Origin of the sequence: Rhodanobacter sp. MP7CTX1 (assembly GCF_014205795.1) — a bacterium.
Classification (GTDB): Bacteria; Pseudomonadota; Gammaproteobacteria; order Xanthomonadales; family Rhodanobacteraceae; genus Rhodanobacter.
In genome coordinates this window covers 106,413-131,824 of the sequence record NZ_JACHCN010000013.1, presented here as the reverse complement: position 1 = coordinate 131,824, position 25,412 = coordinate 106,413, and the positions used below count along the sequence as shown (strand labels likewise).

At 61.9% G+C, this 25,412-nt stretch carries 24 protein-coding genes; 14 read left to right on the top strand and 10 right to left on the bottom strand.

Annotated features, from left to right (window positions below; translation table 11 throughout):
* Positions 1-234, bottom strand: a 234-nt coding sequence (locus tag HDE77_RS20330) for a hypothetical protein (RefSeq protein ID WP_221444310.1), incomplete at its 3' end; no start/stop codon positions are given.
* 240 nt (positions 235-474) lie between these two features.
* Here HDE77_RS20330 and tgt point away from each other — a divergent pair.
* The 4 genes from tgt (at position 475) to secF (ending at position 5,136) form a co-directional block, all read left to right on the top strand.
* Positions 475-1,602, top strand: a complete 1,128-nt coding sequence (gene tgt, locus HDE77_RS15595; RefSeq protein ID WP_184418767.1) for a tRNA guanosine(34) transglycosylase Tgt — start codon at positions 475-477, stop codon at positions 1,600-1,602.
* 230 nt (positions 1,603-1,832) lie between these two features.
* On the top strand, positions 1,833-2,165 hold the full coding sequence (gene yajC / locus HDE77_RS15590; RefSeq protein WP_184418765.1) for a preprotein translocase subunit YajC: 333 nt from the start codon (positions 1,833-1,835) through the stop codon (positions 2,163-2,165).
* Between the two features lie 108 nt (positions 2,166-2,273).
* Positions 2,274-4,157 carry a protein translocase subunit SecD gene (gene secD / locus HDE77_RS15585; protein WP_184418762.1) on the top strand — a complete coding sequence of 628 codons (1,884 nt, stop codon included), beginning with the start codon at positions 2,274-2,276 and terminating at the stop codon, positions 4,155-4,157.
* 16 nt (positions 4,158-4,173) lie between these two features.
* Positions 4,174-5,136: a protein translocase subunit SecF gene (secF, locus tag HDE77_RS15580; protein WP_184418760.1), complete on the top strand. Its 963-nt coding sequence runs from the start codon at positions 4,174-4,176 to the stop codon at positions 5,134-5,136.
* 229 nt (positions 5,137-5,365) lie between these two features.
* Here secF and murU read toward each other — a convergent pair whose 3' ends face one another.
* The 4 genes from murU to glnK form a co-directional block, all read right to left on the bottom strand.
* A complete protein-coding gene (murU, locus tag HDE77_RS15575) occupies positions 5,366-6,070 on the bottom strand; it encodes an N-acetylmuramate alpha-1-phosphate uridylyltransferase MurU (RefSeq protein ID WP_184418758.1) in 705 nt (234 codons plus the stop codon).
* Positions 6,067-7,125, bottom strand: coding sequence for a phosphotransferase (locus tag HDE77_RS15570; protein ID WP_184418756.1), 1,059 nt, complete (start codon positions 7,123-7,125; stop codon positions 6,067-6,069). The genes murU and HDE77_RS15570 overlap by 4 nt, the downstream gene beginning before the upstream one ends.
* 76 nt (positions 7,126-7,201) lie before the next feature.
* Entirely contained in the window at positions 7,202-8,545 is a 1,344-nt protein-coding gene (locus tag HDE77_RS15565; protein WP_184418754.1) for an ammonium transporter, read from the bottom strand.
* On the bottom strand, positions 8,535-8,873 hold the full coding sequence (gene glnK, locus HDE77_RS15560) for a P-II family nitrogen regulator (RefSeq protein WP_184418752.1): 339 nt from the start codon (positions 8,871-8,873) through the stop codon (positions 8,535-8,537). The genes HDE77_RS15565 and glnK overlap by 11 nt, the downstream gene beginning before the upstream one ends.
* A gap of 241 nt (positions 8,874-9,114) precedes the next feature.
* Here glnK and HDE77_RS15555 point away from each other — a divergent pair, with 241 nt between their 5' ends.
* The 7 genes from HDE77_RS15555 to panE all read left to right on the top strand — a co-directional run bounded on the left by HDE77_RS15555 (position 9,115) and on the right by panE (position 16,537).
* On the top strand, positions 9,115-9,600 hold the full coding sequence (locus HDE77_RS15555) for an SUF system Fe-S cluster assembly regulator (protein WP_184418750.1): 486 nt from the start codon (positions 9,115-9,117) through the stop codon (positions 9,598-9,600).
* Between the two features lie 8 nt (positions 9,601-9,608).
* Positions 9,609-11,075, top strand: coding sequence for a Fe-S cluster assembly protein SufB (sufB, locus tag HDE77_RS15550; protein WP_184418748.1), 1,467 nt, complete (start codon positions 9,609-9,611; stop codon positions 11,073-11,075).
* 89 nt (positions 11,076-11,164) lie between these two features.
* Positions 11,165-11,917, top strand: a complete 753-nt coding sequence (gene sufC / locus HDE77_RS15545; protein WP_184418746.1) for a Fe-S cluster assembly ATPase SufC — start codon at positions 11,165-11,167, stop codon at positions 11,915-11,917.
* Entirely contained in the window at positions 11,914-13,218 is a 1,305-nt protein-coding gene (gene sufD, locus HDE77_RS15540; RefSeq protein ID WP_184418744.1) for a Fe-S cluster assembly protein SufD, read from the top strand. Before sufC ends, sufD begins: the two co-directional genes overlap by 4 nt.
* Positions 13,219-13,343: 125 nt before the next feature.
* The gene (locus HDE77_RS15535; protein WP_184418742.1) at positions 13,344-14,588 is read left to right on the top strand and encodes a cysteine desulfurase; all 1,245 of its coding nucleotides are present in this window, start codon (positions 13,344-13,346) and stop codon (positions 14,586-14,588) included.
* A gap of 101 nt (positions 14,589-14,689) precedes the next feature.
* A complete protein-coding gene (locus HDE77_RS15530) occupies positions 14,690-15,604 on the top strand; it encodes an acyltransferase (protein WP_184418740.1) in 915 nt (304 codons plus the stop codon).
* Between the two features lie 3 nt (positions 15,605-15,607).
* Positions 15,608-16,537 (top strand): 2-dehydropantoate 2-reductase, encoded by a 930-nt coding sequence (panE, locus tag HDE77_RS15525; RefSeq protein WP_184418738.1) that lies wholly within the window; start codon positions 15,608-15,610, stop codon positions 16,535-16,537.
* A 176-nt stretch (positions 16,538-16,713) separates the two neighbouring features.
* Here panE and HDE77_RS15520 read toward each other — a convergent pair whose 3' ends face one another.
* The 5 genes from HDE77_RS15520 to HDE77_RS15500 all read right to left on the bottom strand — a co-directional run bounded on the left by HDE77_RS15520 (position 16,714) and on the right by HDE77_RS15500 (position 23,415).
* Positions 16,714-18,561, bottom strand: a complete 1,848-nt coding sequence (locus HDE77_RS15520) for an aspartyl protease family protein (protein ID WP_184418736.1) — start codon at positions 18,559-18,561, stop codon at positions 16,714-16,716.
* Positions 18,562-18,715: 154 nt separating this feature from the next.
* On the bottom strand, positions 18,716-19,435 hold the full coding sequence (locus HDE77_RS15515; protein ID WP_184418734.1) for an AraC family transcriptional regulator: 720 nt from the start codon (positions 19,433-19,435) through the stop codon (positions 18,716-18,718).
* 50 nt (positions 19,436-19,485) lie between these two features.
* A complete protein-coding gene (locus HDE77_RS15510) occupies positions 19,486-20,247 on the bottom strand; it encodes an ABC transporter permease (protein WP_184418732.1) in 762 nt (253 codons plus the stop codon).
* On the bottom strand, positions 20,244-21,242 hold the full coding sequence (locus HDE77_RS15505) for an ABC transporter ATP-binding protein (protein ID WP_184418730.1): 999 nt from the start codon (positions 21,240-21,242) through the stop codon (positions 20,244-20,246). Before HDE77_RS15505 ends, HDE77_RS15510 begins: the two co-directional genes overlap by 4 nt.
* Positions 21,243-21,378: 136 nt before the next feature.
* Positions 21,379-23,415, bottom strand: a complete 2,037-nt coding sequence (locus tag HDE77_RS15500) for a M13-type metalloendopeptidase (RefSeq protein WP_184418728.1) — start codon at positions 23,413-23,415, stop codon at positions 21,379-21,381.
* A 174-nt stretch (positions 23,416-23,589) separates the two neighbouring features.
* Between HDE77_RS15500 and HDE77_RS15495 the strand changes: the two genes are divergently transcribed.
* The 3 genes from HDE77_RS15495 to HDE77_RS15485 all read left to right on the top strand — a co-directional run bounded on the left by HDE77_RS15495 (position 23,590) and on the right by HDE77_RS15485 (position 25,350).
* On the top strand, positions 23,590-24,135 hold the full coding sequence (locus tag HDE77_RS15495) for a GNAT family N-acetyltransferase (RefSeq protein WP_184418783.1): 546 nt from the start codon (positions 23,590-23,592) through the stop codon (positions 24,133-24,135).
* A gap of 16 nt (positions 24,136-24,151) precedes the next feature.
* Positions 24,152-24,466 (top strand): non-heme iron oxygenase ferredoxin subunit, encoded by a 315-nt coding sequence (locus HDE77_RS15490; RefSeq protein WP_184418726.1) that lies wholly within the window; start codon positions 24,152-24,154, stop codon positions 24,464-24,466.
* A 173-nt stretch (positions 24,467-24,639) separates the two neighbouring features.
* Positions 24,640-25,350, top strand: coding sequence for an MtnX-like HAD-IB family phosphatase (locus tag HDE77_RS15485; protein WP_184418724.1), 711 nt, complete (start codon positions 24,640-24,642; stop codon positions 25,348-25,350).
* The last annotated feature ends 62 nt before the right edge of the window (positions 25,351-25,412 follow it).

Genomic DNA, 25,412 nt, shown 5'->3' with positions numbered 1-25,412 from the left:
CCTGACGAAAAGGGATCGACATCCATGTCGATCCCCCTGCGGGCCTGTCGACCCCGCCTCACCGCCGCACAGGGGCCCCGGGTAGAGCGGCGCGCTTCCTGCGCGCACTGTTTGTAGAAGCTGGATCAAAAGCAGGGCCGGAGCAGGGGCAAAGCCCAAGCCGAAGCCGAAGCCGAAGCCGAAGCCGAAGCCGAAGCCGAAGCCGAAGCCGAAGCCGAAGCCGAAGCCGTGCAAACTCCATGCACGGCAGATGTGCTCCCTCCCCTGCTTGCAGGGGAGGGTTGGGGAGGGGTTGCTCTTCGCCCGAAGATCAAGAGCTTTGCCCAACCGCCCATGTGGGGCTCCTCAAGCCAGAGCATCGTGACTGAAGTCACTCCTACAAAGACCGCTCAGGGGGTAGTCCCATGGGGGCAAACGAACTACTGACAACATTCCCCCGCAGAAGATATCGCCGAAACACGCGATAATGTCCTGATGACTTCCCTCCAATTCGACCTCCTCGCCACCGATGGCGCCGCGCGCCGCGGTCGCCTCACGTTTGCCCGCGGCACGGTGGAGACGCCGGCCTTCATGCCGGTGGGTACTTATGGCTCGGTCAAGGCGATGACGCCGCGTGATATTCGCGAAGTCGGTGCCGAGATCATCCTGGGCAACACGTTTCATCTGTTTCTGCGGCCGGGGCTGGAGATCGTCGAGAAGTTCGGCGGCCTGCACAAGTTCATCGGTTGGGATAAACCCATCCTTACCGACTCGGGCGGTTTCCAGGTCTTCTCGCTGGCGCACAAGCGCAAGATCACCGAGGAGGGTGTGACGTTTGCCTCGCCGGTCGACGGCTCCAAGGTGTTCCTGTCGCCAGAGGAGTCGATGCGGATACAGAAGGTGCTGGACTCGGACGTCGCGATGATCTTCGACGAGTGCACGCCGTATCCGGCTACCGAGAAGGTGGCCAGCGACTCGATGGAGCTGAGCCTGCGTTGGGCCGAGCGTTCGCGTCGCAGTTTCGATGATCTGAAGAATCCGAATGCGCTGTTTGGCATCGTGCAGGGCAGCGTGTACGAAAATCTGCGCCAGCGCTCCGCGGCGGGACTGGTAAACATCGGTTTCGACGGCTACGCGGTCGGCGGTCTCGCGGTGGGGGAGCCGGAAGCGGAGCGCAATCACGCGCTGGATTTCACGGTGCCGCTGCTGCCCGTCGACAAACCCCGCTATCTGATGGGCGTGGGCCGGCCGGAGGACATCGTCGAGGCGGTGCGCCGCGGCATCGACATGTTCGACTGCGTGATGCCGACCCGCAATGCGCGCAACGGCTTCCTGTTCACGGCCGAGGGCACGTTGCGCATCCGCAACGCGAAGTTTGCCACCGATACGCGGGTGATCGAGGAGGGCTGCGACTGCTACGCCTGCGCGAGTGGTTTTTCGCGGGCCTACCTGCGGCATCTGGACCGGTGCAATGAGATCCTCGGCAGCCAGCTGGCCACCATCCACAACCTGCGCTACTACCAGCGGCTGATGGCCGGCCTGCGCGAGGCAATTGCCGGCCAGACATTGGATGCGTTCATCGCCGGGTTTTACGCGCAGAGGCAGGGCACCACTGTCGGCTAAGGCTAGGCGGGCCCGCGCCCACACTTCGTGATCACGGCCAGGACAGGCCCTTGGGCTCACGCGGCTTGGCGGGGCTGGTCCTGCAACGGGCATCGGCTGCCCGCAGTAGTGATCTGACGGCAGGCCCGCTGCCGTCGTGCACGGCCTGAGGGGGCGTGGCATAATCGACGATCTTTTATCGGGCGTTCAGCTGAAATCCCCGCTGCCGCCATAACTTGCGAGACAAACTGATGAGTTTTCCGATCCCGTTCGTGATCGCCCAGGCTGCACCGGCACCTGCCGCAGGCAATCCATTGTGGACCTTCGGGCCGTTGATCCTGCTGTTCGCCCTGATGTATTTCATGATGATCCGCCCGCAGATGAAGCGACAGAAGGAGCATCGTGCGCTGATCTCCAGCTTGTCCAAGGGCGATGAGGTGGTCACCAATGGCGGCATCGCCGGACGCGTGGACGAAGTGGGCGAGACCTTCATCTCGGTCGAAATCGCGACCAACGTGACGGTCAAGGTGCAGAAGGGCGCCGTTTCCCAGGTGCTGCCCAAGGGTTCCCTGAAGTCCGTCTGAGCAAGCGAACAGAAGATGGCGCCTCGCGGTTTGGGGCTGCCTCACGCGACACCCCCCGATTGTCACTACCGCCGTGGCCTGGTGCCGCGGCTTTGATGGATTCAAGGCATGAGTGATTTTCCCCGCTGGAAGTACGCGCTGGTCGCGCTGGTGATGCTGTTCGGCATCGTCTACGCGTTGCCGAATGCGTTTATCCCGTCGCCGGCCGTACAGGTCACTGCCAATCGCGATGCTCCGCCGATCGACCCGTCCATTCAGCAGAAAGTGACGGCTGCGCTGGCCAAGCAGAGCATCGCGACCGGTGAAGTGATTGTGCAGGGCGACCAGTTACTGGCGACGTTCGCCAATACGGACGTGCAGAAAAGTGGCGCCGACGCGATACGGACGGCACTGGGCGACGGCTATACGGTCGCGTTCAAGCTGCAATCCTCGGTGCCGGCCTGGTTGCGCGCTGTTGGTGCGCGTTCGATGCCGCTGGGTCTGGACTTGCAGGGCGGCGTGCACTTCCTGATGCAGGTCGACCAGGACGATGTGCTCGACAAGCAGGAAGACAGCTACGCCGACGACATCCGCGGCTTGCTGCGCGACAAGAACATTCACTACGAATCGGTTGCCCGCAACGTCGTGCATGGCACGGGTGTCGCGGTGATCCTGCATTCGGCTGACGACCGCGCCAAGTCTTCGGATGCGATCGCCAACGAGTTCACCGATCTCAATGTGTCGAACGGCCCGAACACGAGCGATCGTTTCGTGCTGAATGCCGTGATCAAACCGGAAAAGCTGCGCACGCTGTCCTCGGGCACGATCACGCAGAATCTGGAGACCTTGCGTAATCGCATCAACGCGCTGGGCGTATCCGAGCCGCTGATCCAGCAACAGGGCGACAACCGCATTGTGGTCGAGCTGGCGGGTGTGCAGGATCCGGCCGAGGCCAAGAAACTTATCGGTGCCACCGCCACGTTGCAATACCGTGCGGGCATCGGCTACCCCAACGATCCGGCGGCACAAGACGCGGCACGAACCGGAAACATCCCGCCGAATGCCAACCTCTACTACATGCGCGGCACGCACGCGCCGGTTTTGGTCAGCAAGCGAATCATCGTCACCGGCAACGAGCTCACCGACGCTTCCTCCGGCACCGATACGCGCAGCGGTACACCGAACGTCAATGTCACGTTGAATGCGGCTGGCGCCAAGAAGATGGGCGACTTCACCAACGACAACATCGGCAAGCCGATGGCAGTGGTGTATGTGGAGCGCGTGGTCGATACCCAGATGGTCGACGGCAAGGAAGTGCGTACGCCCAAGATCACCGAGACAGTGATCAATGACGCGACCATCCAGGGTGCTTTCAGCCGACAGTTCGAGACCAGTGGTCTGGGCAGTCCGAAAGAAGCTTCTGATCTTGCCCTGCTGCTCAAGGGTGGTGCGCTGGCGGCGCCGGTCGACATTGTCGAAGAGCGCGTGATCGGTGCCAGCCTAGGTCAGGACAACATCGACAAGGGCTTCAAGGCGGTCATGCTGGGCCTGGCACTGGTGCTGCTGGCGGCGGCGATCTACTACAAGCTGTTCGGCCTGGTCGCCGACATCGCGCTGTTCTTCAACCTGGTGATTCTGGTGGCGGTGATGTCGTTGATCGGCGTCACCCTGACCATGCCAGGTGTCGCCGGTATCGTGCTGACACTGGGCATGGCGATCGATGCGAACGTGCTGATCTGCGAACGTGTGCGTGAAGAGCTGCGCAACGGTTCCACGCCGCACGCCGCGATTCGCGCGGGTTACGAGAAAGCGTGGTCGACCATTCTCGACGCGAACGTCACCCACCTGATCGCCGCGCTGGCGCTGACCACGATGGGCACCGGCGCGATCAAGGGTTTCGGCGTGACGCTGATGATCGGCATCCTGACCTCGCTGTTCACCTCGGTGACGCTGACGCACGCGTTCACTGCACTGATCCACGGCCACCGCAAGCTCAAGACGTTGTCGGTCTGAAGAGGAACAAGAACTCATGGAAATCTTCAATCACAACAGCAATATCCCGTTCCTGGGCATGCGCAAGTACAGCATTGCGATCGCCGCGTTCCTGATGATTGCGTCGGTCGTGCTGATCGCGGCCAAGGGACTCAACTACGGGCTGGATTTCACCGGCGGCGTTTCGCTGGTTGTCGATTACGACCAGCCCGTGCAGATCTCTGATGTACGTGTGGCGCTGGTGAAGGGTGGTGTCGAGAACGCCATCGTGCAGAGCCTCGGTGGTACCCGTGAAGTGTCGATTCGCTTCCAGGCAAAGGACGATCCGGGCGCCACGCAGGCCGACGGTAAGGTCAATCTTGACCGTATCGCCACCGACGTGACCAAGATGCTTCAGGTCCCGCGCGCGGATGCAAAGCTGAAGAGTCGCGACTTCGTCAGCGCCGAAGTGGGTACGGAATTGCGTACTGATGGTATTTATGCGGCGCTGCTGGTGATACTCGGAATCGGCTTCTATCTTTGGATTCGTTTCGAGCGCAGGTTCGCGATCGCTGCGCTGGCGACCGAAGTGCACGACGTGCTGGTGACGCTGGGCATCCTGGCGCTGGTGCAGCGCGAGTTCGACTTGACGGTGCTGGCTTCGGTGCTGGCGGTGATCGGTTACTCGATCAACGACAAAGTGGTGGTGTTCGATCGTATCCGCGAATTGTTCCGCTCGGCACGCAAGGCCGAGCCGGAAGAGATCCTCAACCGCTCGATCAACAACACCCTTTCACGAACCATCATCACGTCGCTGTTCACCGGCATCGCCATGGGCGCGTTGTTCTTCTTCGGTGGCACGGCGGTGCACGGCTTCGCTGTCACCATGCTGATCGGCATCGTGGTCGGCACGCTGTCGTCGATCTTCGTCGCCAGCCCGATCCTGCTGTGGCTGGGTGTATCGAAGAAGGATCTGATGCCGGTGAGCAGGGAAAACCCCGAGCTGGCCCGGCGGCCGTAAGCGCGCTGAGTTTGCTGACAAGAACGGCCCGGTCTCCACCGGGCCGTTTTTTTTTTTGCCGTGCTCCCTCCCCTGCTCGCAGGGGAGGGCTGGGGTGGGGTCGCACTTCGCCGCAAGATCAAAAGCCACTCCCTCCCAACCTCCCCCTGCGAGCAGGGAGCAAAGCGAGGAGGCAGCGACGTCGACGTTCGTGCACGGAGCCTGCCTGGACTCGATCCGGAGATGCGCCCTACCGGGACAATGTGGTTTCCAGCTCTGCCAGCCGCTCGGGGGTGCCTACGTCGGTCCATGCGCCGTGATGGTGGTTACCACTGACTGCGCCTGTTTCCATGGCCGCACGCAGCAGTGGGACGAGCCTGAAGCGCGGTGGTTTTGCTTCGACGCCGATGGCGTCGCCGATCACCGCTCGCCAGTTCCGCAGCACGTCATGGCGATAGACGCCGATGCCGCTGAAAGTCAGTCGCGCTGTGCCTTCGTCATGCACGATATCGTGTGCATCCAGCACGAAATCGCCGCGCGGATGCTGCGGCGGATTGTCGACCATTAACAGATGCGCGAGGCCGATCGGCGCGGCAGGTAACGCCGCAAAATCGGCATCGGTCCAGATATCGCCGTTCACTGCGATAAACGGTTCATGGCCCAGGAATGGCAAAGCATTCAACATGCCGCCACCGGTTTCCAGCGGCGTTGGGCCTTCGTACGCATAGCGGATGCGTAGGCCCCAGCGCGAACCGTCGCCGAGCGTGTCGGGGAATTGTTCGGCCAGATGCGAGGTATTGATCACCACATAGTGCACGCCGGCTGCAGCCAGTTTTTCCAGATGCCAGACGATCAACGGCTTGCCGCCAATTTGCAGCAGCGGCTTCGGCGTGTGGCCGGTGAGTGGGCGCATCCGCTCGCCGAGCCCGGCGGCGAAGATCAACGCATGTTTCATGCAGTCACCGCAATGCGTAGATCGCGATCGCCGACGCAGCGTTTGAGCAACGTAACTAGTCCCATCAGCTCGGGATACCCGCTTGCTACGCTGATTACGTAGTCATACACGCGCGGTAGATCATCGAGGTAGCCGAGCTTGCCGTCGCGATAACCAAGGCGGCAGAACAGGCCGAGTACCTTGATATGCCGTTGCAGCCCGATCAGGTCGAACCAGCGCAGGAATCGTTCGCGATCGACCGTCGTATCAATCGACTTCGCGTCCTGCAGACGCATTCGATAATCGTCGACCCAGCCCTCCACGCGCTCGCGATCCCACACGATGTAACAGTCACGCAGCAACGAGGCCAGGTCGTAGGTGATCGGGCCGCGCAGTGCGCCCTGGAAGTCAATTATGCCGGGGCTCAAGAGTCCGGGAAGCTTTGTGCCGGAGTCATCAGGTTCAACGACCAGCAGGTTGCGGCTGTGGTAATCGCGATGCACGAAGCAGCGGGGCTGTTCCAGCGCACTGTCCAGCAAAACCTCGAATGCAGCGTCCAGCACATTCGCATCATCGCCATTCAGCGTGTGACCGAGATGCTTGCCAAGCAGCCATTCCGACATGATCTCCATTTCGCGACGCAGGAATTCCCGGTCGTACGGCTGCATGCCGATGACGTCCACGCTCGTTTGCATACGCAGCAGTGCGTCCATCGCATCGCCGTACAAGGCGTCGACCGTGCCTTCGTTCAACGCGGGCAGATACAGCTGGGAGCCGAGGTCCTCGATCAGCAGAAAACCTTGTTGCAAATCATGCGCACGTACTGCTGGCACATGCAGCCCCGCGGCGGAAAGGCGATCGCCGATCTCCAGCCACGGTCGCGGATCTTCCTGCGCTGGCGGAGAGTCCATGACGATCCAGCTCTGGCGTTCGCTCTGGCTCTGCGGGTACTGGGTGCGCCAGTAACTGCGAAAACTGGCATCCGCCGAGGCAGGTGCCAGCGTCAGGTCGGGATCGCCGAGCGTGCTGCGGGCCCAGGCGAGGCGGGTGTTGCGGCGGGCTTGAATACTGTCCATGAAGTCGGTCGCTGACAAAACATGCGCAGCTTATCTGACCGCAGACGCCTTCTGCTGAATGGCAACGGCCCTCCACCTAGGACAAGTTGTAAGCCCGCTCCTCGTGCTCGGCGAGATCCAGGCCGATCTGCTCCTGCTCGGCATCCACTCGCAGTCCCAGCGTGCGATCAAGCAGCTTCAGGATCACCAGACTCAGCACGGCGCTCCACACGATGGTAAAGCCCACGCCTTTGGCCTGAATCCACAACTGGCCGAACAGTGAGGTCACCGTGCCGAAGCCGCCCAGTTTCGGCGACGCCAGCGGCCCAGTGAGCAGCGCACCAATGATGCCGGCAATCGCATGCACGCCGAACACGTCCAGCGAATCGTCGTAGCCGAAGCGGCGTTTGAGTTTGGTCGCGCTGAAGAAGCACACGGCGCCGGCAATCAGGCCCAGTATCAGCGCACCGCCGGGGCCGGCCGTGCCTGCCGCTGGCGTGACGGCCACCAGCCCGGCGATCGCACCTGAGGCGATGCCGAGAACGCTGGCGCGCTTATGGGTGATCCACTCGACCGTCACCCAGCCGATCGCAGCCGCGGCAGTAGCTATCTGTGTCACCAACATCGCCATGCCCGCGCTGCCGTTGGCGGCTACCGCCGAACCGGCGTTGAAGCCGAACCAGCCCAGCCACAACAGGCTGGCGCCAATCACGGTGTAGCCAAGATTGTGCGGCGCCATCGGCGTATGCGGATAACCGATGCGCTTGCCGATCACCAGACATGCAACCAGTCCGGCAATGCCGGCATTGATGTGCACCACCGTGCCGCCGGCAAAATCGATCACGCCCAGATCGCCGAGCAGCGAACCGGGTCCGCTCCAGACCATGTGCGCCATCGGCAGATAGACGAAGGTGAGCCATAGTCCGCTGAACCACAGCATCGCGCTGAACTTCATGCGTTCGGCAAACGCGCCGATGATCAAGGCGGGCGTGATGATCGCGAAGGTCAGCTGGAACATCACGAACACACTTTCCGGCACCGTCTGGTACTGCGAGGCTGGCGTCAGTCCCGCCAGCAGGACCCGGTCCAGGCCGCCGACGATTGAATGCCAGTTCACTACGCCGACGCGCATGCCCGCCGTGCTGAAGGCAAGCGAGTAGCCGTAAAGCATCCACAGCACGGTCACCAGGGCGGTGATCGCGAAGCACTGCATCATCACCGACAGCAGGTTCTTGGCGCGCACCATGCCGCCGTAGAACAGCGCGGCGCCAGGGATCGTCATCATCAATACCAGCATGCTGGCGACGATCATCCAGGCGGTGTCACCGCTGTTCAGTGCGGGGGTAGGGGCGGCCTGCGCGAAGGCGGACAATGGCAAGGCGAGGCCGGCGCAGATCGCCAGGCCGCAGAGGATCAGGAACGTCGTTCGTTTAGAGCGCATCGGCGTCGATCTCTTGCGTACGAATGCGGATGGCCTGTTCGAGCTCCCCGACAAAGATCTTGCCGTCGCCGATCTTGCCGGTGCGCGCCGAGGTGCTGATCGCCTCGATCGCGTGTTCCAGACGATCGTCGGCTACGGCCACCTCGATCTTCAGCTTGGGCAGGAAATCGACGACGTACTCGGCTCCGCGATACAACTCGGTATGTCCATGCTGTCGACCGAAGCCCTTCACTTCGGTCACCGTCATCCCCTGAACACCAATCTCGCTCAACGCCTCGCGCACGTCGTCCAGCGTGAACGGTTTGATGATGGCCGTGATCCATTTCATGTCGCGCTCCCCGCAATGATCCCTATTGCGGTGCAGCACGATGCATGCCATCGGTGAGTCGGCCCGAACTGCGTTATGTTTCAGTGACTTGCTTGGACTCACTTGGATGCATGCACTGCATGCGGGCAAATGTCGCAAAGCATTGCTCCGTAGCGGTGCAAACCATTCCGGCATTGACCGCGCTGCGCCGAATCAGTACCATTTTAGTCCCGATTCAAGTTCCTCAGGCCTGAGCGTCCCCATGCTCCGAGTCAGCCGACTTACCGATTACGCGACCGTGGTGATGACTTGCATCGCCGCGCACCCGGACAACGTGCTCAGCACGGTGCAGATCGCCGACGAGACGCGGTTGGAATTGCCTACCGTGAGCAAGCTGCTGAAGGCGCTTGGTCATGCTGCGCTGGTCGAGTCGTTCCGTGGCGTCAATGGCGGCTACCGACTGGCCCGGCCAGCGACCGACATTTCGCTCGCGGAAATCGTCGAGGCGCTGGAAGGACCGATCAGCATGACCGAATGCAGCGTGGCCGAAGGTCAATGCGATCGCGAATCGCAATGCGGCGTGCGTGGTAGCTGGCAGCAGATCAACAGTGTGCTCGACCACACACTGCGTGCCGTGAGCCTCGCTGACATGCTCAAGCCGCCGCCGTCACGGCCAGCAACAGTCAGGCCGGCACCGATCAAACCCATCGCCGTGACACTCAAGGGCGGCGAGGCCACCACCGAATGAATGACACCATGACCCGCGAAAGCAGCACCGCTACCGCACTGCGCGACAACGCCGAGGTTGCCGAGGCGCTTGGCCGCGGTTATGCGGCCGGCTTCGTGACCGACATCGAGATGACCAGCCTGCCACCCGGCCTGAGCGAAGACACCATTCGCCAGCTGTCCGCGATCAAGCAGGAGCCGGAGTGGATGACCGAGTGGCGACTGGACGCCTATCGCCATTGGCTCACCATGCCGACGCCGGACTGGGCCAAGCTGAAGATCGATCCGATCGACTATCAGGCGATCAGTTACTACGCCGCGCCCAAGGCCGGTCTGAAGTCGTTGGATGAAGTCGATCCGGCCTTGCTGGCCACTTACGAGAAGCTGGGCGTACCGCTGCACGAACGCGCCCGCCTGGCCGGCGTGGCAGTGGATGCAGTGTTCGATTCGGTCTCGGTCGGTACGACGTTTCGCAAGGAGCTGGCCGCCGCCGGCGTACTGTTCTGCTCGATGAGCGAGGCGATCCGCGAATACCCCGAGCTGGTGCAGAAATACCTGGGCAGCGTGGTGCCGACGGGCGACAATTTCTTCGCTGCGCTGAACTCGGCTGTGTTCTCCGACGGCAGCTTCGTGTTCATCCCGAAAGGGGTGCGCTGCCCGATGGAACTGTCCACCTATTTCCGCATCAACGCGCAGAACACCGGTCAGTTCGAGCGCACACTGATCGTTGCCGAAGAGGGCAGTCACGTTTCCTATCTGGAAGGCTGCACGGCACCGAAACGCGACGAAAACCAGCTGCATGCGGCCGTGGTCGAGCTGGTCGCGCTGGAGCGCGCGCAGATCAAATATTCCACTGTGCAAAATTGGTATCCCGGCGACGAGAACGGTGTTGGTGGCATCTACAACTTCGTCACCAAGCGTGGCGATTGCCGCGGCGACGACTCGAAGATTTCCTGGACCCAGGTCGAAACCGGCTCGGCGGTCACCTGGAAATATCCCAGCGTGGTGCTGCGCGGCGATCGTTCGGTCGGCGAGTTCTATTCGGTCGCGCTTACCCATCATCACCAGCAAGCCGACACCGGCACCAAGATGATCCATCTCGGCAAGTACACCAAGTCGAAGATCGTATCCAAGGGCATCAGTGCCGGGCTCAGTTCCAATACCTACCGTGGTCTGGTCAAGATGGAGAAAGGTGCCGAAGGCGCGCGCAACTACACCCAGTGCGACAGTTTGTTGATCGGAAAAAAGTGCGGCGCGCACACGTTCCCGTACATGGAGGTGAAAAATCCGACCGCGATCGTCGAGCACGAAGCGACCACCTCGAAGATCTCCGACGACCAGATGTTCTACTGCCGCTCGCGTGGCATCAGCACCGAAGATGCCGTGTCGATGATCGTCGACGGCTTCTGCAAGCAGGTGTTCCGAGAGCTGCCGATGGAGTTCGCGGTAGAGGCTAAGAAGCTGCTTGAGGTTTCGCTGGAAGGCGCCGTCGGCTGATGGTGGAGCGCACCCTGTGCGCGATTCATCTGGCGGCAAACCCCATCGCGCACAAGGTGCGCTCCTACAGATTGTGTTGAGTTGAAACCATGCTGAAAATCGAAAACCTGCACGCGCGTGTCGAGGGCAGGGAAATCCTCAAGGGGCTCAGCCTTACCGTGAATGCGGGTGAGGTACACGCGATCATGGGACCGAACGGCGCCGGCAAGTCGACGCTGGGCAACGTGCTGTCAGGTCGCGAAGGTTATGAAGTGACCGCGGGCTCGGTGACCTATAACGGCATCGACCTGCTGGCGCTCGAACCCGAAGCGCGTGCCGCAGCCGGCGTGTTTCTCGCGTTCCAGTACCCGGTGGAAATACCCGGCGTCAACAACACCTATTTCCTGCGTGCGGCCTTTAATGCGCAACGCAAGGCGCGCGGCGAGAAGGAGCTCGACTCGATGCATTTCCTCAAGCTCGTACGCGAGAAGCTGAAGGTGATGCAGATCTCCGACGAGCTGCTGCACCGCGCCGTCAACGAAGGCTTTTCCGGTGGTGAGAAGAAGCGCAATGAGATTTTCCAGATGGCCGTGCTCGAGCCGCAGCTGGCGATCCTTGACGAGACTGATTCGGGGCTGGATATCGACGCCCTGAAGCAGGTTGCGCAGGGTGTCAATGCATTGCGTTCGCCGGAACGCGCATTTCTGATGATCACCCATTACCAACGTCTGCTCGACTACGTCGTGCCGGACTTCGTGCATGTGCTGGCCGATGGTCGCATTGTCGAAAGCGGCGACAAGTCGCTGGCGCTGAAACTGGAAGAACACGGTTACGTCGGCATCGGCGAGGGAGCCCCGGCATGAGCCAGTCGGCACCGCTGCCGTTGGTTGAGTCACTGCTGGATGCGCCACTGCCGGGCAGCGGTATTGCGTGGCTGGATACGGCCCGGCTTGAAAATCGCGAAGCATTTGCCAGCGCTGGTCTGCCCGACACACGCGTGGAAGCATGGAAGTACACCGCACTGCGTGCGCTCGGCCAGCGCAGCTTTGCCAATGGCGATGACCAGGCGCAAACGCGCGTCGTGGACGCGGCCTCACTCATTTTGCCCGGCGTCGACGGGCCCAGGCTGGTTTTCGTCAACGGTGTGTTTCGCGCCGATCTATCAATGCTCGACAGCTTGCCCGCCGGCCTTACTCTGCAACCGCTGTCGCAGGCGTTGCATGGCGACACGGAGCCGCTGCGCTTCGCCTTGTCGAGACATTACCGCGAGACCGGCGATGCGTTTGCGCGGATCAATGCGGCCAATGCCCACGATGGTGTGGTACTGCGCGTCGCCGCCAATGCGAAGATCACGGCGCCGGTGCAACTGGTGTTCGTCGGCGCGGCGGCCGAAGCGGCGCTCGCCTGGCATGCGCGCAACGTGATCGAGCTGGCCGAGGGTGCCGAGCTCACCCTGATCGAGCAGCATGTGGCTAGCGGCGAGCAGGCTCATCTGGCAACGTTGGTCAGCGATATCGAATTGCATCAGGGTGCGCGCCTGCATCATACGCTGCTGCAGAACGCCGCCATCGGCGCGAGCCTGGTTCGTCGCAGCAGCCTGCGCCTGCACGCGCGCGCGCGCGCCACGCTACATGTCCTGGAGCTCGGTGGTGCGCTGGTACGTCACGACTTGCAGGCCGAACTGCTGGGTGATGGTGCGCAGCTGGATACGCGCGGTGTTTTCATGCCGCACGGTCGCCAGCATATCGATACGCAATTGGCGATCCGCCATCAGGCGCTGAACACCACGTCTTCGTCGAACTGGCGTGGTGTTGCCAATGACCGCGCCCGCGGCGTGTTCCGAGGGGCCATCGTCGTAGCGCCCGGGGCTGACGGCAGTGATGCCAGCCTCAGCAACAAGAATCTGCTGCTGTCGCCCAGCGCCGAGATCGACACCAAGCCGGAACTGGAGATCTACGCCGACGAGGTGAAGGCTGCGCATGGCGCCACGGTCGGCCAACTGGACGAGCGCTCGCTGTTTTATCTGCGCTCGCGTGGCATTCCGCAAGCCGAGGCGCGTGCACTTTTGACCACGGCGTTCTGCCGAGCGGTGCTGGATGATCTACCGGACGAAACGTTGCGCGAACATCTATCCACTTTGTTGATCGCGCATTTGCCCATGTGATCTTTTCTCCTCCCCCTGCTTGCAGAGGGAGGTTGGTTGGAAGGGGTATGGCTCTTGCTGGAAGGGCTACCCCACCCCAAACCTTCTCTGCGAGCAGGGGAGGGAGCAAACCAGGAGTCCCATTAATGAACGCCACAGCCATCCCCGCAACGGTCTTCGACATCCAGCGCATTCGCGAGGATTTCCCGTTGCTGTCGCGCACGGTGCATGGCAAACCGCTGGTGTATTTCGACAACGCGAATACCAGCCAGAAGCCGGTGTCGGTCATCGAAGCGATGAATGCGCACTACCGGGAACACAACGCGAATGTGTCGCGCGCGGTGCATCAGCTTGGCGAGGAAGCTACTGCGGCGTATGAGGGCGCGCGAGACAAACTTTCGCGTTTCATCAATGCGTCGTCGCGCAACGAATTGATCCTCACCTCGGGCACGACCCAATCGATCAACCTGGTCGCGTACAGTTATGCGTTGCCGCGGTTGAAGCCTGGCGACGCGATACTCACTACGGTGATGGAGCACCACGCGAACATCGTGCCGTGGCAGCTGGTCGCCGCGCGCAGCGGCGCCACGGTCAAGGCTGCACCGATCAACCAGCGCGGCGAGTTGATCGTTGAGGAGTTCGTCGCCATGCTGACGCCGGAAGTAAAGCTGGCCTGCGTCACCCATGTTTCCAACGTGCTGGGCACGGTGAACCCGGTGCGCGAGATCGCGCGCGAATGCAAAAAGCGGGGCATCCCGTTGCTGGTCGATGGTTCGCAGGCGGTGCCGCATCGGCCGGTCGACGTCCAGGCGCTGGGCTGTGATTTCTACGCGTTCACCGGGCACAAGATGCTGGCGCCTACTGGCACCGGCGCGTTGTGGGCCAGGCGCGAACACCTTGAGGCGATGCCGCCGTTCTTCGGTGGTGGCGAGATGATTCGTGAAGTTCGCTTCAGCGGTACGACGTTCGCCGCGCCACCGCACAAGTTCGAGGCGGGCACGCCAAATATCGCCGGCTTCGTGGGCTTGGGTGCAGCGATCGATTATTACCAGTCGGTGGGCTTCGAGGCGATCCACGCGTGGGAGCAGCAGTTGCTCGGTTACGCCACCGAACGGCTGCGCGAGATTCCCGGTGTGCGGATCTTCGGCGAGGCAAAGGAGAAGGAGCCGGTAATCTCGTTCCTGCTCGACGGCGCCCAGGCTACAGACATGGCTACCTTGCTCGATCTGCAAGGCATTGCCGTGCGCTCCGGCCACCATTGTGCACATCCGCTGATGCAGTTCTACGAAGTGCCTGCCACGCTGCGCGCCTCGTTGGCGTTCTACAACACGCGTGAGGAAGTCGACGCCTTCATCGTGGCCCTGCTCAAGGTACGCAAGTTGCTGATGTAAGGCTGGATCACTTCGCATCCCATGGGCGGCGGAAACAGGCAGGTTTCCGCTGTTGCCGGTGGGGCGTTACTCTGCATAAACCACCCACACGACAGACTCCCATGTTTGCCACGCTCCCTGGCCTGATCCGCCTACCGTTTGTGATGTTGTTGCTCGCGATCAATCTCGTGCTGCATGTGTTGCCGTTGTTTGCGCTCACGTTGGTCAAAGTGGTGGTGCCGATCCGTGCGATCCGGCTGGCATGTTCGCATGCGCTGATTCTTATTGCGGAAAGCTGGATCGCATTCAACAGCCTGATGTTCGAGTGGTTTACCCGCACGCGCTGGCAGCTGGATGGCCTTTCTGATCTGCACACCGACGGCAATTATCTGGTGCTGTGCAATCACCAGAGCTGGGTGGATATTCCCGTGCTGCAGAAGATCTTCAATCGGCGGATTCCTTTCTTGCGCTTCTTCCTCAAGAGCCAGCTGATCTGGGTGCCGCTGCTGGGGCCAGCATGGTGGGCGCTGGATTTTCCCTTCATGAAGCGCTATTCGAAGGAAACCCTGGCCGCCCATCCGGAATTGCAGGGCAAGGACATGGAGGCGACCCGTCGCGCCTGCGAAAAATTTCGCCACATGCCGGTCTCGGTGATGAACTTCGTCGAAGGCACACGCTTCACGCCGGTCAAGCACGATTCGCAGTCATCGCCGTATCGCCATTTATTGCGGCCCAAGGCTGGTGGCGTGGCGTTTGTGCTGAATGCCATGGGCGATGCGCTGCATGCCATCCTGGACGTCAGCATTGTCTATCCCAACGGCCCCCACACGATGATGGATCTGATCGCTGGGCGTATCCGCGATATCCGCGTGCACGTGCGCGAGCTGCCGATCAACGATCAGCTGCGTGGTGATTACGAAGGCGACGCCGCGTTTCGCGAGCGCTTTCAGACTTGGGTGAACGCGTTGTGGGCTGACAAGGATGCGCGGATCACGCGCATGCTCGGGTCGCCAGGCAGCGCAACGGCAGGAGATTGAGTCATGCGTATTCTGGTGGTCGGTGCGGGCGCGGTTGGCGGGTATTTCGGCGGACGTTTGCTGGAGCACGGACGCGATGTGACGTTTCTGCTGCGGGAGGGGCGCGCGGCCGCTTTGGCACGCACGGGTCTGGCGATACGCAGTTCGACAGGTGACGTGACCTTGCCGGCGCCGCCAACCGTGCTGGCGAGTGACCTGCACGAGCCGTACGACCTCGTGTTGCTCAGCTGCAAGGCCTACAGTCTTGAACAGGTCATGGCCGATATCGCACCAGCCGTCGGCCTGCAAACCACGATCCTGCCGCTGCTCAATGGCATGCGACATCTGGACCTTCTGGATGCCCGATTCGGCGCGGATCACGTGCTCGGGGGGCAGTGCGTGATCGCCGCCACGTTGGATGCCCAAGGCGTCGTGCAGCATCTCAATCAGGCGCACAGCCTCACGTTTGGCGAACGCGACGGCGCGTCGTCCGAGCGCATGCACAGGATCACTCAGTGCCTGAAAGATGCCGGTTTTGATGCGCGCCCCAGCGACACGATCCTGCAGGACATGTGGGACAAATGGGTTTTTCTGGCGTCGCTGGCCGGCATCACCTGCCTGATGCGCGCGCCGATCGGCGATATCGTTGCCGCACCCGGCGGTACGGCCGTGACACTGCGTCTGCTGGAGGAGTGCAGGGCGGTAGCGGAGCGATCCGGTCACGCGCTGGCCGAGGCGACTCTGCAACGTGCGCGCAGCGTGCTGACCGAGACCGGCTCGAGCCTCACGGCGTCAATGATGCGCGACCTGCAGCATGGCTATGCGATTGAAGCGGACCACGTGATCGGAGACATGCTGGCTCGGGCCAGCCAACTGCGCGATGACTGCTCGCTGCTGGCAGTGGTTTACGCGCATTTGAAAACCTATGAGGCGGGTAGGGCCCACACAACTTGAGCGCGCACCTCGAGTAGCCTGCAACCCCCCGCTAGTCATTCCTGCCTTCGCAGGAATGACTAGCGATCGGCTGCGTTGCGAGACACCCGTGAGGCGAGACTCCCTTGAGGGAAGCCTCACCATTTCATGGCGTGGCTTTCGCGTGGCCTCCGCGCTGACAGATCGCCGGTTGCCGACTATCCGAGCAAGTCACGCAGCGTAAGCTTCGCCGTTCGCGTGGCGCCATCGCGCGCTACCGACATCGTCATCGTGGTCCCCACCGCATCGTTTCGCAGGCGCTTGCGCAAATCGTAGAGATGAATCGCGCTCACCGGCTTGCCGTCTACCGCAGTGATGACATCGCCCGCACGTAGCCCCGCGACGTCAGCGGGCGTGCCTTTGCCCACGTCGACGATCTTGAAGCCCTGCTTGTCCCCGTTGATCCACATGCCGGAACGGTCGAAGGTATCGAGGTCGTCGACCTTGCCCTGGATTGGTTTCAGGTACATCAGCTGGTGGTCGTAGTCGAGCGTGACGACGAAGCGCTTGAGCACACCGCCGCCGACGTTGTTGGGAAACGCATCGACACCACCAGCGCCGCCCTTGTCGATGCTGAATTCGGTTAGCGGGGAAGCGATCGTCAGGCCATCAAGTTTCAGGTCCTTGCCGCGGAACACGAAGCCGCGGGTAGGGCCGCCAACACCCCAGCCGGTCAACGCCTCGATGCCGTTCGTCTCGTGATCGCGCAGTTGGTTCTTCTCGGCAAACGGGCGCGTCAGCGACAGCGCAGTGCGCGCGCCAGTGTCGATGCCAAAGCGACCTGCAATGCCCTCGTATGAGCCGAGGACTTCGGGAAACTGATGGTAGAACCGAAACCGCACCGGCGTGCCGGCATCCTTCGGATCGAAGTGCTGCTTGTCGATAAACGTAATCTGGTGCTTGCCGTAATCGAAGCGCGTGATGAAGCGGGCAAAGAATTCGTAGCCGATCATGCCCTGCTCGTCGATGCCTTCGGCGGCATTCGAGAACTGCAGCACGCTGACCGACTGTTCAGTGAGCGTGGCCGCACCGACCTTGATCGCGTCGACCGTCGCCACGCCGCTCTGCGCCACGCTATCGCCCGCACCCGCTGCAGTCTGGCTGCCCACTGGCTTCACGCCCAGCAGTTTCGCCGTTGGGGGTGTCAGGATATCGTGGCCGCCGGTGTCGAAAATGAAGTTCAGGGGCTTGCTGCCATTGATCGATACTTTGGCGTAGATATGGTTGTTGATCAGCTGGAACGGCACGGTGGTTTCAGTAACGCCGCCAGTCAGTGTGTAGTCGTGCAGTTGGCTTGCGGGCTTTGCATAGCTCGATACTTCGCGTGCGGGCAGGAAGTGCGCGGAAGTCAGCGTCATCGTCTGCCGGTTCGCGACACCACTGCCATCGTCGATCACCAGCTTGTGGGCGATCTGCACACCATCGGTGACCGCATAGTCGGTGTAGAACGTGGTGATCTTTTGCGTGGCCTGCATTTCTACGGTACGCGCCAGCAGGTGCGTGCGGGTGTCAAACCAGGCATCGAACGTGTTGCCTTCCTTGGGCACGACGGTCAGTACGTCGTATGTCTTGCCGTCGTCATTCTTCTGGCCGGCGCTGCTGATCTGTGCGCCGCCGTGATCCGCGTGCCACCACGAATTCTGGTCGCGATAAACCTCATTGACGGCCAGCTGTCGAACGTCGCCACCCTCCTGAGTGGTAACGGTGCCGGACTGCTCCTTTTCCCATGCATGGGTGCCGTCGAAACCGCTGGCACCGCGGGTCGGTCCGATCGAGTAGCTGTCGACAAACGCGCCGTGCTCAAGGTCCGCCAGCGATGATGTCGTACCCGTGAGTCCCTGTCCTGAGTAGGCATAGTCGCTTTGCAGCGTGAGCTTGCCTTTCCATGCGGAGCCACCAGTGGCGACCTGATTGGCCGCGAGAATATCGGCAATCTGAGTGGCGGCGTGAGCGGGTGGCTGCGCGACGAGCGCAGCCAGGACGATGGCCAGATAGGTCTTGCGCATGCGTGCTCCGTGTCGGTTTTGGGCAGATGATTCCAGGCTCATGCGTGGAGCGCCATTCGATTCTGGCGGATCCCTCATGATGGCGTCGAGGTTAGATGAGCTGCATGTCGGCTGTCTTGAATCCAGTTGACACTTTCTGGCAGGCCGCCAATGCTCAGCGACGAATCAAGTTTGCCGCAACGGGCGCGGTCTTCGCCCGCCATGCGCGAGGTATTCGGCCGGTCAATCCAGTGACTGCCCGACTCATGTGCGCCTGGTCGGCAAAGCCCAGATTCGCAGCGATATCGGCAAGCGGCAGGGGAGTGTCCCGGATATGATCGAGCGCGGCGCGTGCGCGCGCATTGGCCCGGAACGCCTTCGGTGAACTGCCATAGGCGAGTTGAAAGCCGCGGCTCACCGTTTCAGCACGCAGCCCGGTCTCTTCTGCCCACTGACGTAGCGACAGCGCAGGCTGGCAGCGAAGCTGTTCGGCAAGAAGGTCCGGCCAATCCTGGTGCCGACGGTCGCCCGCCAGCAGGCCGTCGACCAGTGCCGCCCAGGCGTCCTGTGGCGAGCGCCTTGCGATGCGCGCCAGTTGATCCGGATCAACGATCTGGCCGAACACCGGCAGCGTGGCAGCGTTCGTCACAGGAAGGATCAGCACGTGCGCGCCACAGCGCGAGAAGCAGTCGAGGTGGGACTCGTAGGCCCGATGGATCAGCACGTCGCCTGCCCCGATGGTGCGGCGTCCCTCGTCACCCGCTTCGAGGTAGCCGCCGCCAAGCACGACGGTGGCGAAAGCGCTGTCATGGCAATGCCGCTCCAGCCGCTGATTGGCGGCATGTCGCTGGCGACCGATCGGCGCCTTCGCAAACATCGATGGACATGCGTGCATGAGTCAGCTCGCCTCGGGATGTTTTGTCGTCTGTATCTGGTCCGGATATCTCAGGTGCGCAGCTTGTAGCCAGTGCGAAAAATCCACCACACTACGGCGAGGCACAGCGCCATGAACGCCAGTGTCATGCCGAGGCTGACTGCCATGTTGACGTCGGCTACACCGTAGAAGCTCCAGCGGAATCCACTGATGAGGTAGACCACCGGATTGAATAGAGTGATCTTCTGCCACAGCGGCGGCAACATGTTGATCGAGTAGAACGCGCCACCGAGAAAGGTCAGCGGCGTGACGACCATCAGCGGGATCACCTGCAGTTTCTGGAAGTCGTCCGCCCATAGGCCGATGATGAAACCGAACAGGCTGAAGGTGACCGCCGTGAGCAACAGGAAGGCGGCCATCCACACGGGGTGCGCGATCTCGTAGGGCACGAACAGTCGTGCGGTGGCCAGGATCAGTACGCCCAGCATCACCGACTTGGTGGTGGCCGCGCCGACGTAGCCAAGCACCACCTCGACGTACGACACCGGCGCGGACAGCAGCTCGTAGATCGTTCCCGACCACTTCGGCAGATAGATGCCGAACGAGGCGTTCGAGATGCTTTCGTTGAGCAGGGACAGCATGATCAGCCCGGGGATGATGAAGGCGCCGTAGCTGACGCCGCCAATGTGGCCCATGCGCGAGCCGATCGCCGTGCCGAACACCACGAAGTAGAGTGAGGTGGACAGCACCGGTGAGGCGATGCTCTGCATCAACGTGCGGAACGTGCGTGCCATCTCGAAGCGGTAAATCGCGCGGATCGCGTAGACGTTCATGCGCGCGGTCCCTTGTCGGAAGGCAGCTTGCCGTTGGAATGCACCAGGCTCACAAAAATCTCCTCCAGCGAACTCTCGCTCGAATGCAGGTCCTTGAAGTCGATGCCGAGTTCGCCCAGTCGCCGCAGCAATGGCGCGATGCCCGTCTGCTCGCCCTGTGTGTCGAAGGTGTAGACCAGCGCATGGCCGTCGTTGGTCAGCTCCAGCGGCAGGGCCTCAAGTTCGATGGGTATCTGTTGCAGCGGGTTCTGCAGTTGCAGGGTCAGCTGTTTTTTTCCGAGCTTACGCATCAGTACGGCTTTGTCTTCGACGAGGATCAATTCGCCGTTGCTGATCACGCCGATGCGGTCGGCCATGTCCTCGGCCTCCTCGATGTAGTGCGTGGTCAAAATGATGGTGACGCCGTTGTCGCGCAGGCCGCGCACCATCTGCCACATGTCATGGCGCAGCTCCACGTCGACACCGGCGGTCGGTTCGTCCAGGAACAAGATCTGTGGCTCGTGCGCGAGCGCCTTGGCGATCAGTACGCGGCGTTTCATGCCGCCGGACAGCGCCATGATCTTGCTGTCCTTCTTGTCCCATAGCGACAGATCGCGCAGCACTTTTTCGATGTGCGCCGGATTCGCCGGCTTGCCAAACAGGCCGCGGCTGAATGTCACCGTGGCCCACACTGTTTCGAACGCGTCAGTGGACAGCTCCTGTGGAACCAGGCCGATCTTCGCGCGTGCGGCGCGGTAGTCGCGCACGATGTCGTGACCATCGGCCAGCACGGTGCCGCTGGTCGGCTTGACGATGCCGCAGATGATGCTGATCAGCGTGGTCTTGCCGGCGCCGTTCGGGCCCAGCAGGGCCAGGATTTCGCCGCGACGGATATCCAGGTCGATGTGCTTGAGCGCCACATGCCCGGAGGCGTAGGTTTTGCCGAGGCCGGAGACCCGCACGATCGGCGACGCGGCGCCGGTCACTTCATCGGGCAATCGCGCTGCGCTTTGCATGTTGTCTCCGTTTCACATGAGTGGGTTCCGGCCCAGGCAGGTGACGCGTGTCACCTGCCTGCTGTTGCCACCGGTCATCATGCATGAAAAACCACAACCGGGGAGCGGTGGTTTTGTGAACGCCGGTCGTGCCGACCTACCAGATCTTCACCTGCGTTTCCGGTGAGCGCACCATCGCATCGCCCGGCTTGCATTGGAATGCCATGGCAAACTCGGGCATGTTCGAGGGCGCACCGATCGCACGGAACTGTGCTGGGGCGTGCGGATCGGTGTTGAGTAGGGTGATCTGTGCTTGCGGACGAATGTTGCCGCGCCACACGCGCGCCCAGTTGAGGAAGAAGCGTTGATCCTCGGTATAGCCGTCGATCTTTTTCTTCGCTTCGGCTGGATTTTTCAGCAGTGCCATCTGCAGCGCGGTATACGAGGCGTTCAAACCACCGAGATCGCCGATGTTCTCACCCATGGTCAGCTGGCCGTTGACGTGCTTGCCAGGCAGCGGCTCATAGCTGTCGAACTGCGCGGCGAGCTTGGCGGTACGCGCCTCGAACGCCTGGCGGTCAGCGTCGGTCCACCAGTTGATGTTGTTGCCCTGGGCGTCGAACTTGCTGCCCTGGTCGTCATAGCCATGGCCCATCTCGTGTCCGATCACCGCGCCGATACCACCGTAGTTGATTCCGTCATCGGCCTTCGCATCGAAGAACGGCGGCTGCAGAATCGCGGCGGGAAACACGATCTCGTTCTGTTGTGCGTTGTAATAGGCGTTCACCGTCTGCGGAGTCATGCCCCACTCGGTGCGGTCGACCGGCTTGCCGATCTTGCCGATGTGATAGTCGTAGTTGAACTTGTCCGCAGCCTGCACGTTCGCGTAGTAGTTGTCCGGGGTCAGCGTGAGGCCCGACCACTCGCGCCACTTGTCCGGGTAACCGATCTTCGGTACGAAGGTGGCCCATTTCTCGAGCGCCTTCTGCTTGGTCGCATCGCTCATCCAGGGCAGGTTCTCGATGCGCGTCTTGTAGGCCGCACGCAGGTTGTTGACCAGTTCCTGGGCACGCTCCTTGGAGGCCGGCGAAAAATTGTGGGCCACGTACAACTGGCCCAGCGCCATGCCCATGCCGTCGTTGGTGGTGCTCAGTACACGCTTCCAGCGCGGTTCCATTTCCTTCTGGCCGTTGAGGGTTTGCTCCTCGAACGCGAAGTCCTCCTGCTGGAATGGCGCGGACAGGTAGGGTGCCGCATTGGCGATCGCGTGATAGCGGAAATACGCCTGCCATTGCGCGACCGGCACGTCGCCGAGCATCTTCTGAACCTCGGCGAAGAACTTCGGCTGTGACAGCGAGAAGCCATCTTTCACGTCGGCTCCCTGAGCCTTGAAGAACGCCGCCCACTCGAAGCTCGGCGTCACCTTGTCGGCGTCCGCAATGCTCACAAAGTGGTAGCGATTCTCCGGCTTGCGCATTTCCACCGGCACCAGCGAGGCGGCCGCCAGACGGGTCTCGAACGCCAACACCGCGGTGGCCTGTTGTTGTGCATCGGCAGCGCTGACCCCGGTGAGCTGGAGCAGCTTGGCGATATGCGCCACGTAGGCAGCGCGGATTTTCTCGTAATCCGGCTTGCTGTAGTAGTCGGCAGTCGGCAGGCCGAGGCCGCCCTGGTTGGCGTAGGCGATCTCCTGGTTGGAGTCTTTGAAGTCGGCGTTGCCGGAGAAACGGAACAGCACCGGTTCTCCCTGCGCGTAGCTGTCACGAACGTAGCTGACGACGTCGGCGCTGCTCTTCAAACCATCGATGTGTGCCAATTTCGGCTTGATCGGATCGAAGCCGGCGCGATTGACGGCGGCCTCGTCCATGCCGGAGGCATACAGATAGCCGATCTTCTGCTCGATCGAACCAGGGGCTGCCTTGGCGGCGTTGCTGGCGGCATCGTCGACGATCTTGTGCTGTACGTTCAGGCTCGCTTCGCGCAACGCATCGAACGAACCCCAGCGCGTGCGATCGGCGGGAATCGGGTTCTTGGCCACCCATTGCGCATTGACGAAGCCGTTGAAGTCGGTGCACGCGTTGATCTTGCCATCGAGCTCCTTCACGTCGAAAACGGCGGAGGGCGCGGCGATTGCGTTGGTGAACAGGGCGAGACCGACGGCAAAGGCCAGCGGTTTCACGATGCGGTGCTTCATGGATTTCCCCTCGGTGCGCGTTGGTGAGCCGGATGACCCGATGCCGGGCATGACGATCCTGAACCGTAGGCAGGAAGTCATGTGGCAAACAGTGTCGAAGGTCACGGTCGTGCGGCGGCCGTATATCTGCTGAAGGTCGTGGTGAGCAAGCTGCACGGGCATTATCATCGGCAGATGAATAAGCCTCTCTCTCTCATTTTTCGTGCGGCCGGGACCGCTGACGTTCCCGCCATCGTGGCCCTGGTCGAGTCGGCCTATCGCGGTGATTCGGGCCGGCGTGGCTGGACGACCGAATCGGAGTTGCTGGACGGCCGTCGCACTGACGAGCCGGCCGTCGGCGAATTGGTGGACCGCCCCGGCAGCTGCGTGCTGCTTGCCGAAAGGGACGGGCAGTTGATCGCCAGCGCCCACGTGGAGCAGCAAGGCGAGTCCGGTTATTTCGGCATGTTTGCCGTGGACCCCGATCAACAGGGCGGTGGCCTCGGCAAGGCGGTGTTGGCCGAGGCGGAACGACTTGCACGCGAACAGTGGCATTGCCGTGCGATGCGCATGACAGTGATCGAGCAGCGCTCCGAGCTGATCGCCTGGTACGAGCGCCGCGGGTATCGGCGCAGCGGCGAGTATCAGCCATTTCCGTATGGCGACGAGCGCTTCGGCATTCCCCGCCGTGATGATTTGCGCTTCGAAGTGCTGATCAAGGATCTGGGAGCCGGCTCATGATCCCCGGGCAGCCGACATGAACGGCTGGGTGAAAGTCGGCACGCGCAGCGAATTGCTGCCGGGCGAATTCAGGGTGGTTTGGGACGGCGACACCTCGATCGCGGTGTACAACATCGACGGCGCGCTGTATGCGATCGAGGACGTGTGCACGCATGACGGTGGTGAGCTGGCCGGCGGCGATGTGCATGGCTTTGAAGTGGAATGCCCGAGGCATGGTGCACGCTTCGACCTGCGTGACGGGGCCGTGACTCGTCCGCCGGCCTATGAGCCGATCGCGAGCTTTCCGGTGCGCGAGGAAGATGGGGTGATCTGGACACGGGACGATCGTTGAGCTTGTTGTCCTGCAGGGAACTCTGCCAACCGGTTGCTGTCTCACCCCGTTGGCTCTGGAGCTAGCTTTGGCGCGATATTGCAGCTTTTCGCTCAGCCTGCGTTAGGAAAAGGGAAAGGGCGCCGAAAGGCAGTTTTCCTACCCTGTAAGGCATCGTTACAAGAGTGATTCCGATGTCTGTATCTGGCTGGACCATCCTTTGTGATTTTGACGGCACGATTTCCGTCGAAGACGTTATCGACTCCCTGCTCGACCGTTTTGGCCGCTCCGGCTGGGAAGTGCTGGAGCAGGATTGGCGCGCCGGCCGCATTGGTTCGCGCGAATGCATGACCGGGCAGGTCGGCCTGCTGCAGATGACCCGTGCTGAGCTCGACACCCATCTGGCCGGGTTGTGGATCGATCATGCGTTTCCGGGCTTCGTGGCGAAGGCGCGTGAACTGAACGTGCCGATTCGCGTGGTCAGCGACGGGCTCGACTATGCGATCCACAAAATTCTCGGCCGCTATGGCCTGGACGACTTGCCGTTGGCTGCGAACCATCTTGCACCCGCCGAGCCGCCGAAGCAGTGGCAGTTGACCTCGCCGTTCCAGGCTGACGGTTGCCGCAGCGGTACCTGCAAGTGTGCCTGCGTGGCACAGGCCAGCCAGACCGGCGCCAAGACCTTGCTGATCGGCGATGGCGCGTCGGATTTCTGTGCCGCCGATCGCGTCGATTTCGTGTTCGCCAAGCATCGCCTGATCGAACATTGCCGCGCTGCCGGCATCGACTATGTGCCGATCACCGGCTTCGAGGATGCGCTCGAGTTCCTGCCGATGCTGCTCGACGGTAGTCTCGCCAGCCATGCCCACCATCATCACCACGCGGCGGTGCCTGCGCTGGTTTGATGAGTCTGTATTTGATCGTGCCGGCTGCATCCAGCCGGCATGATCGTCCTGCATTGAACAAA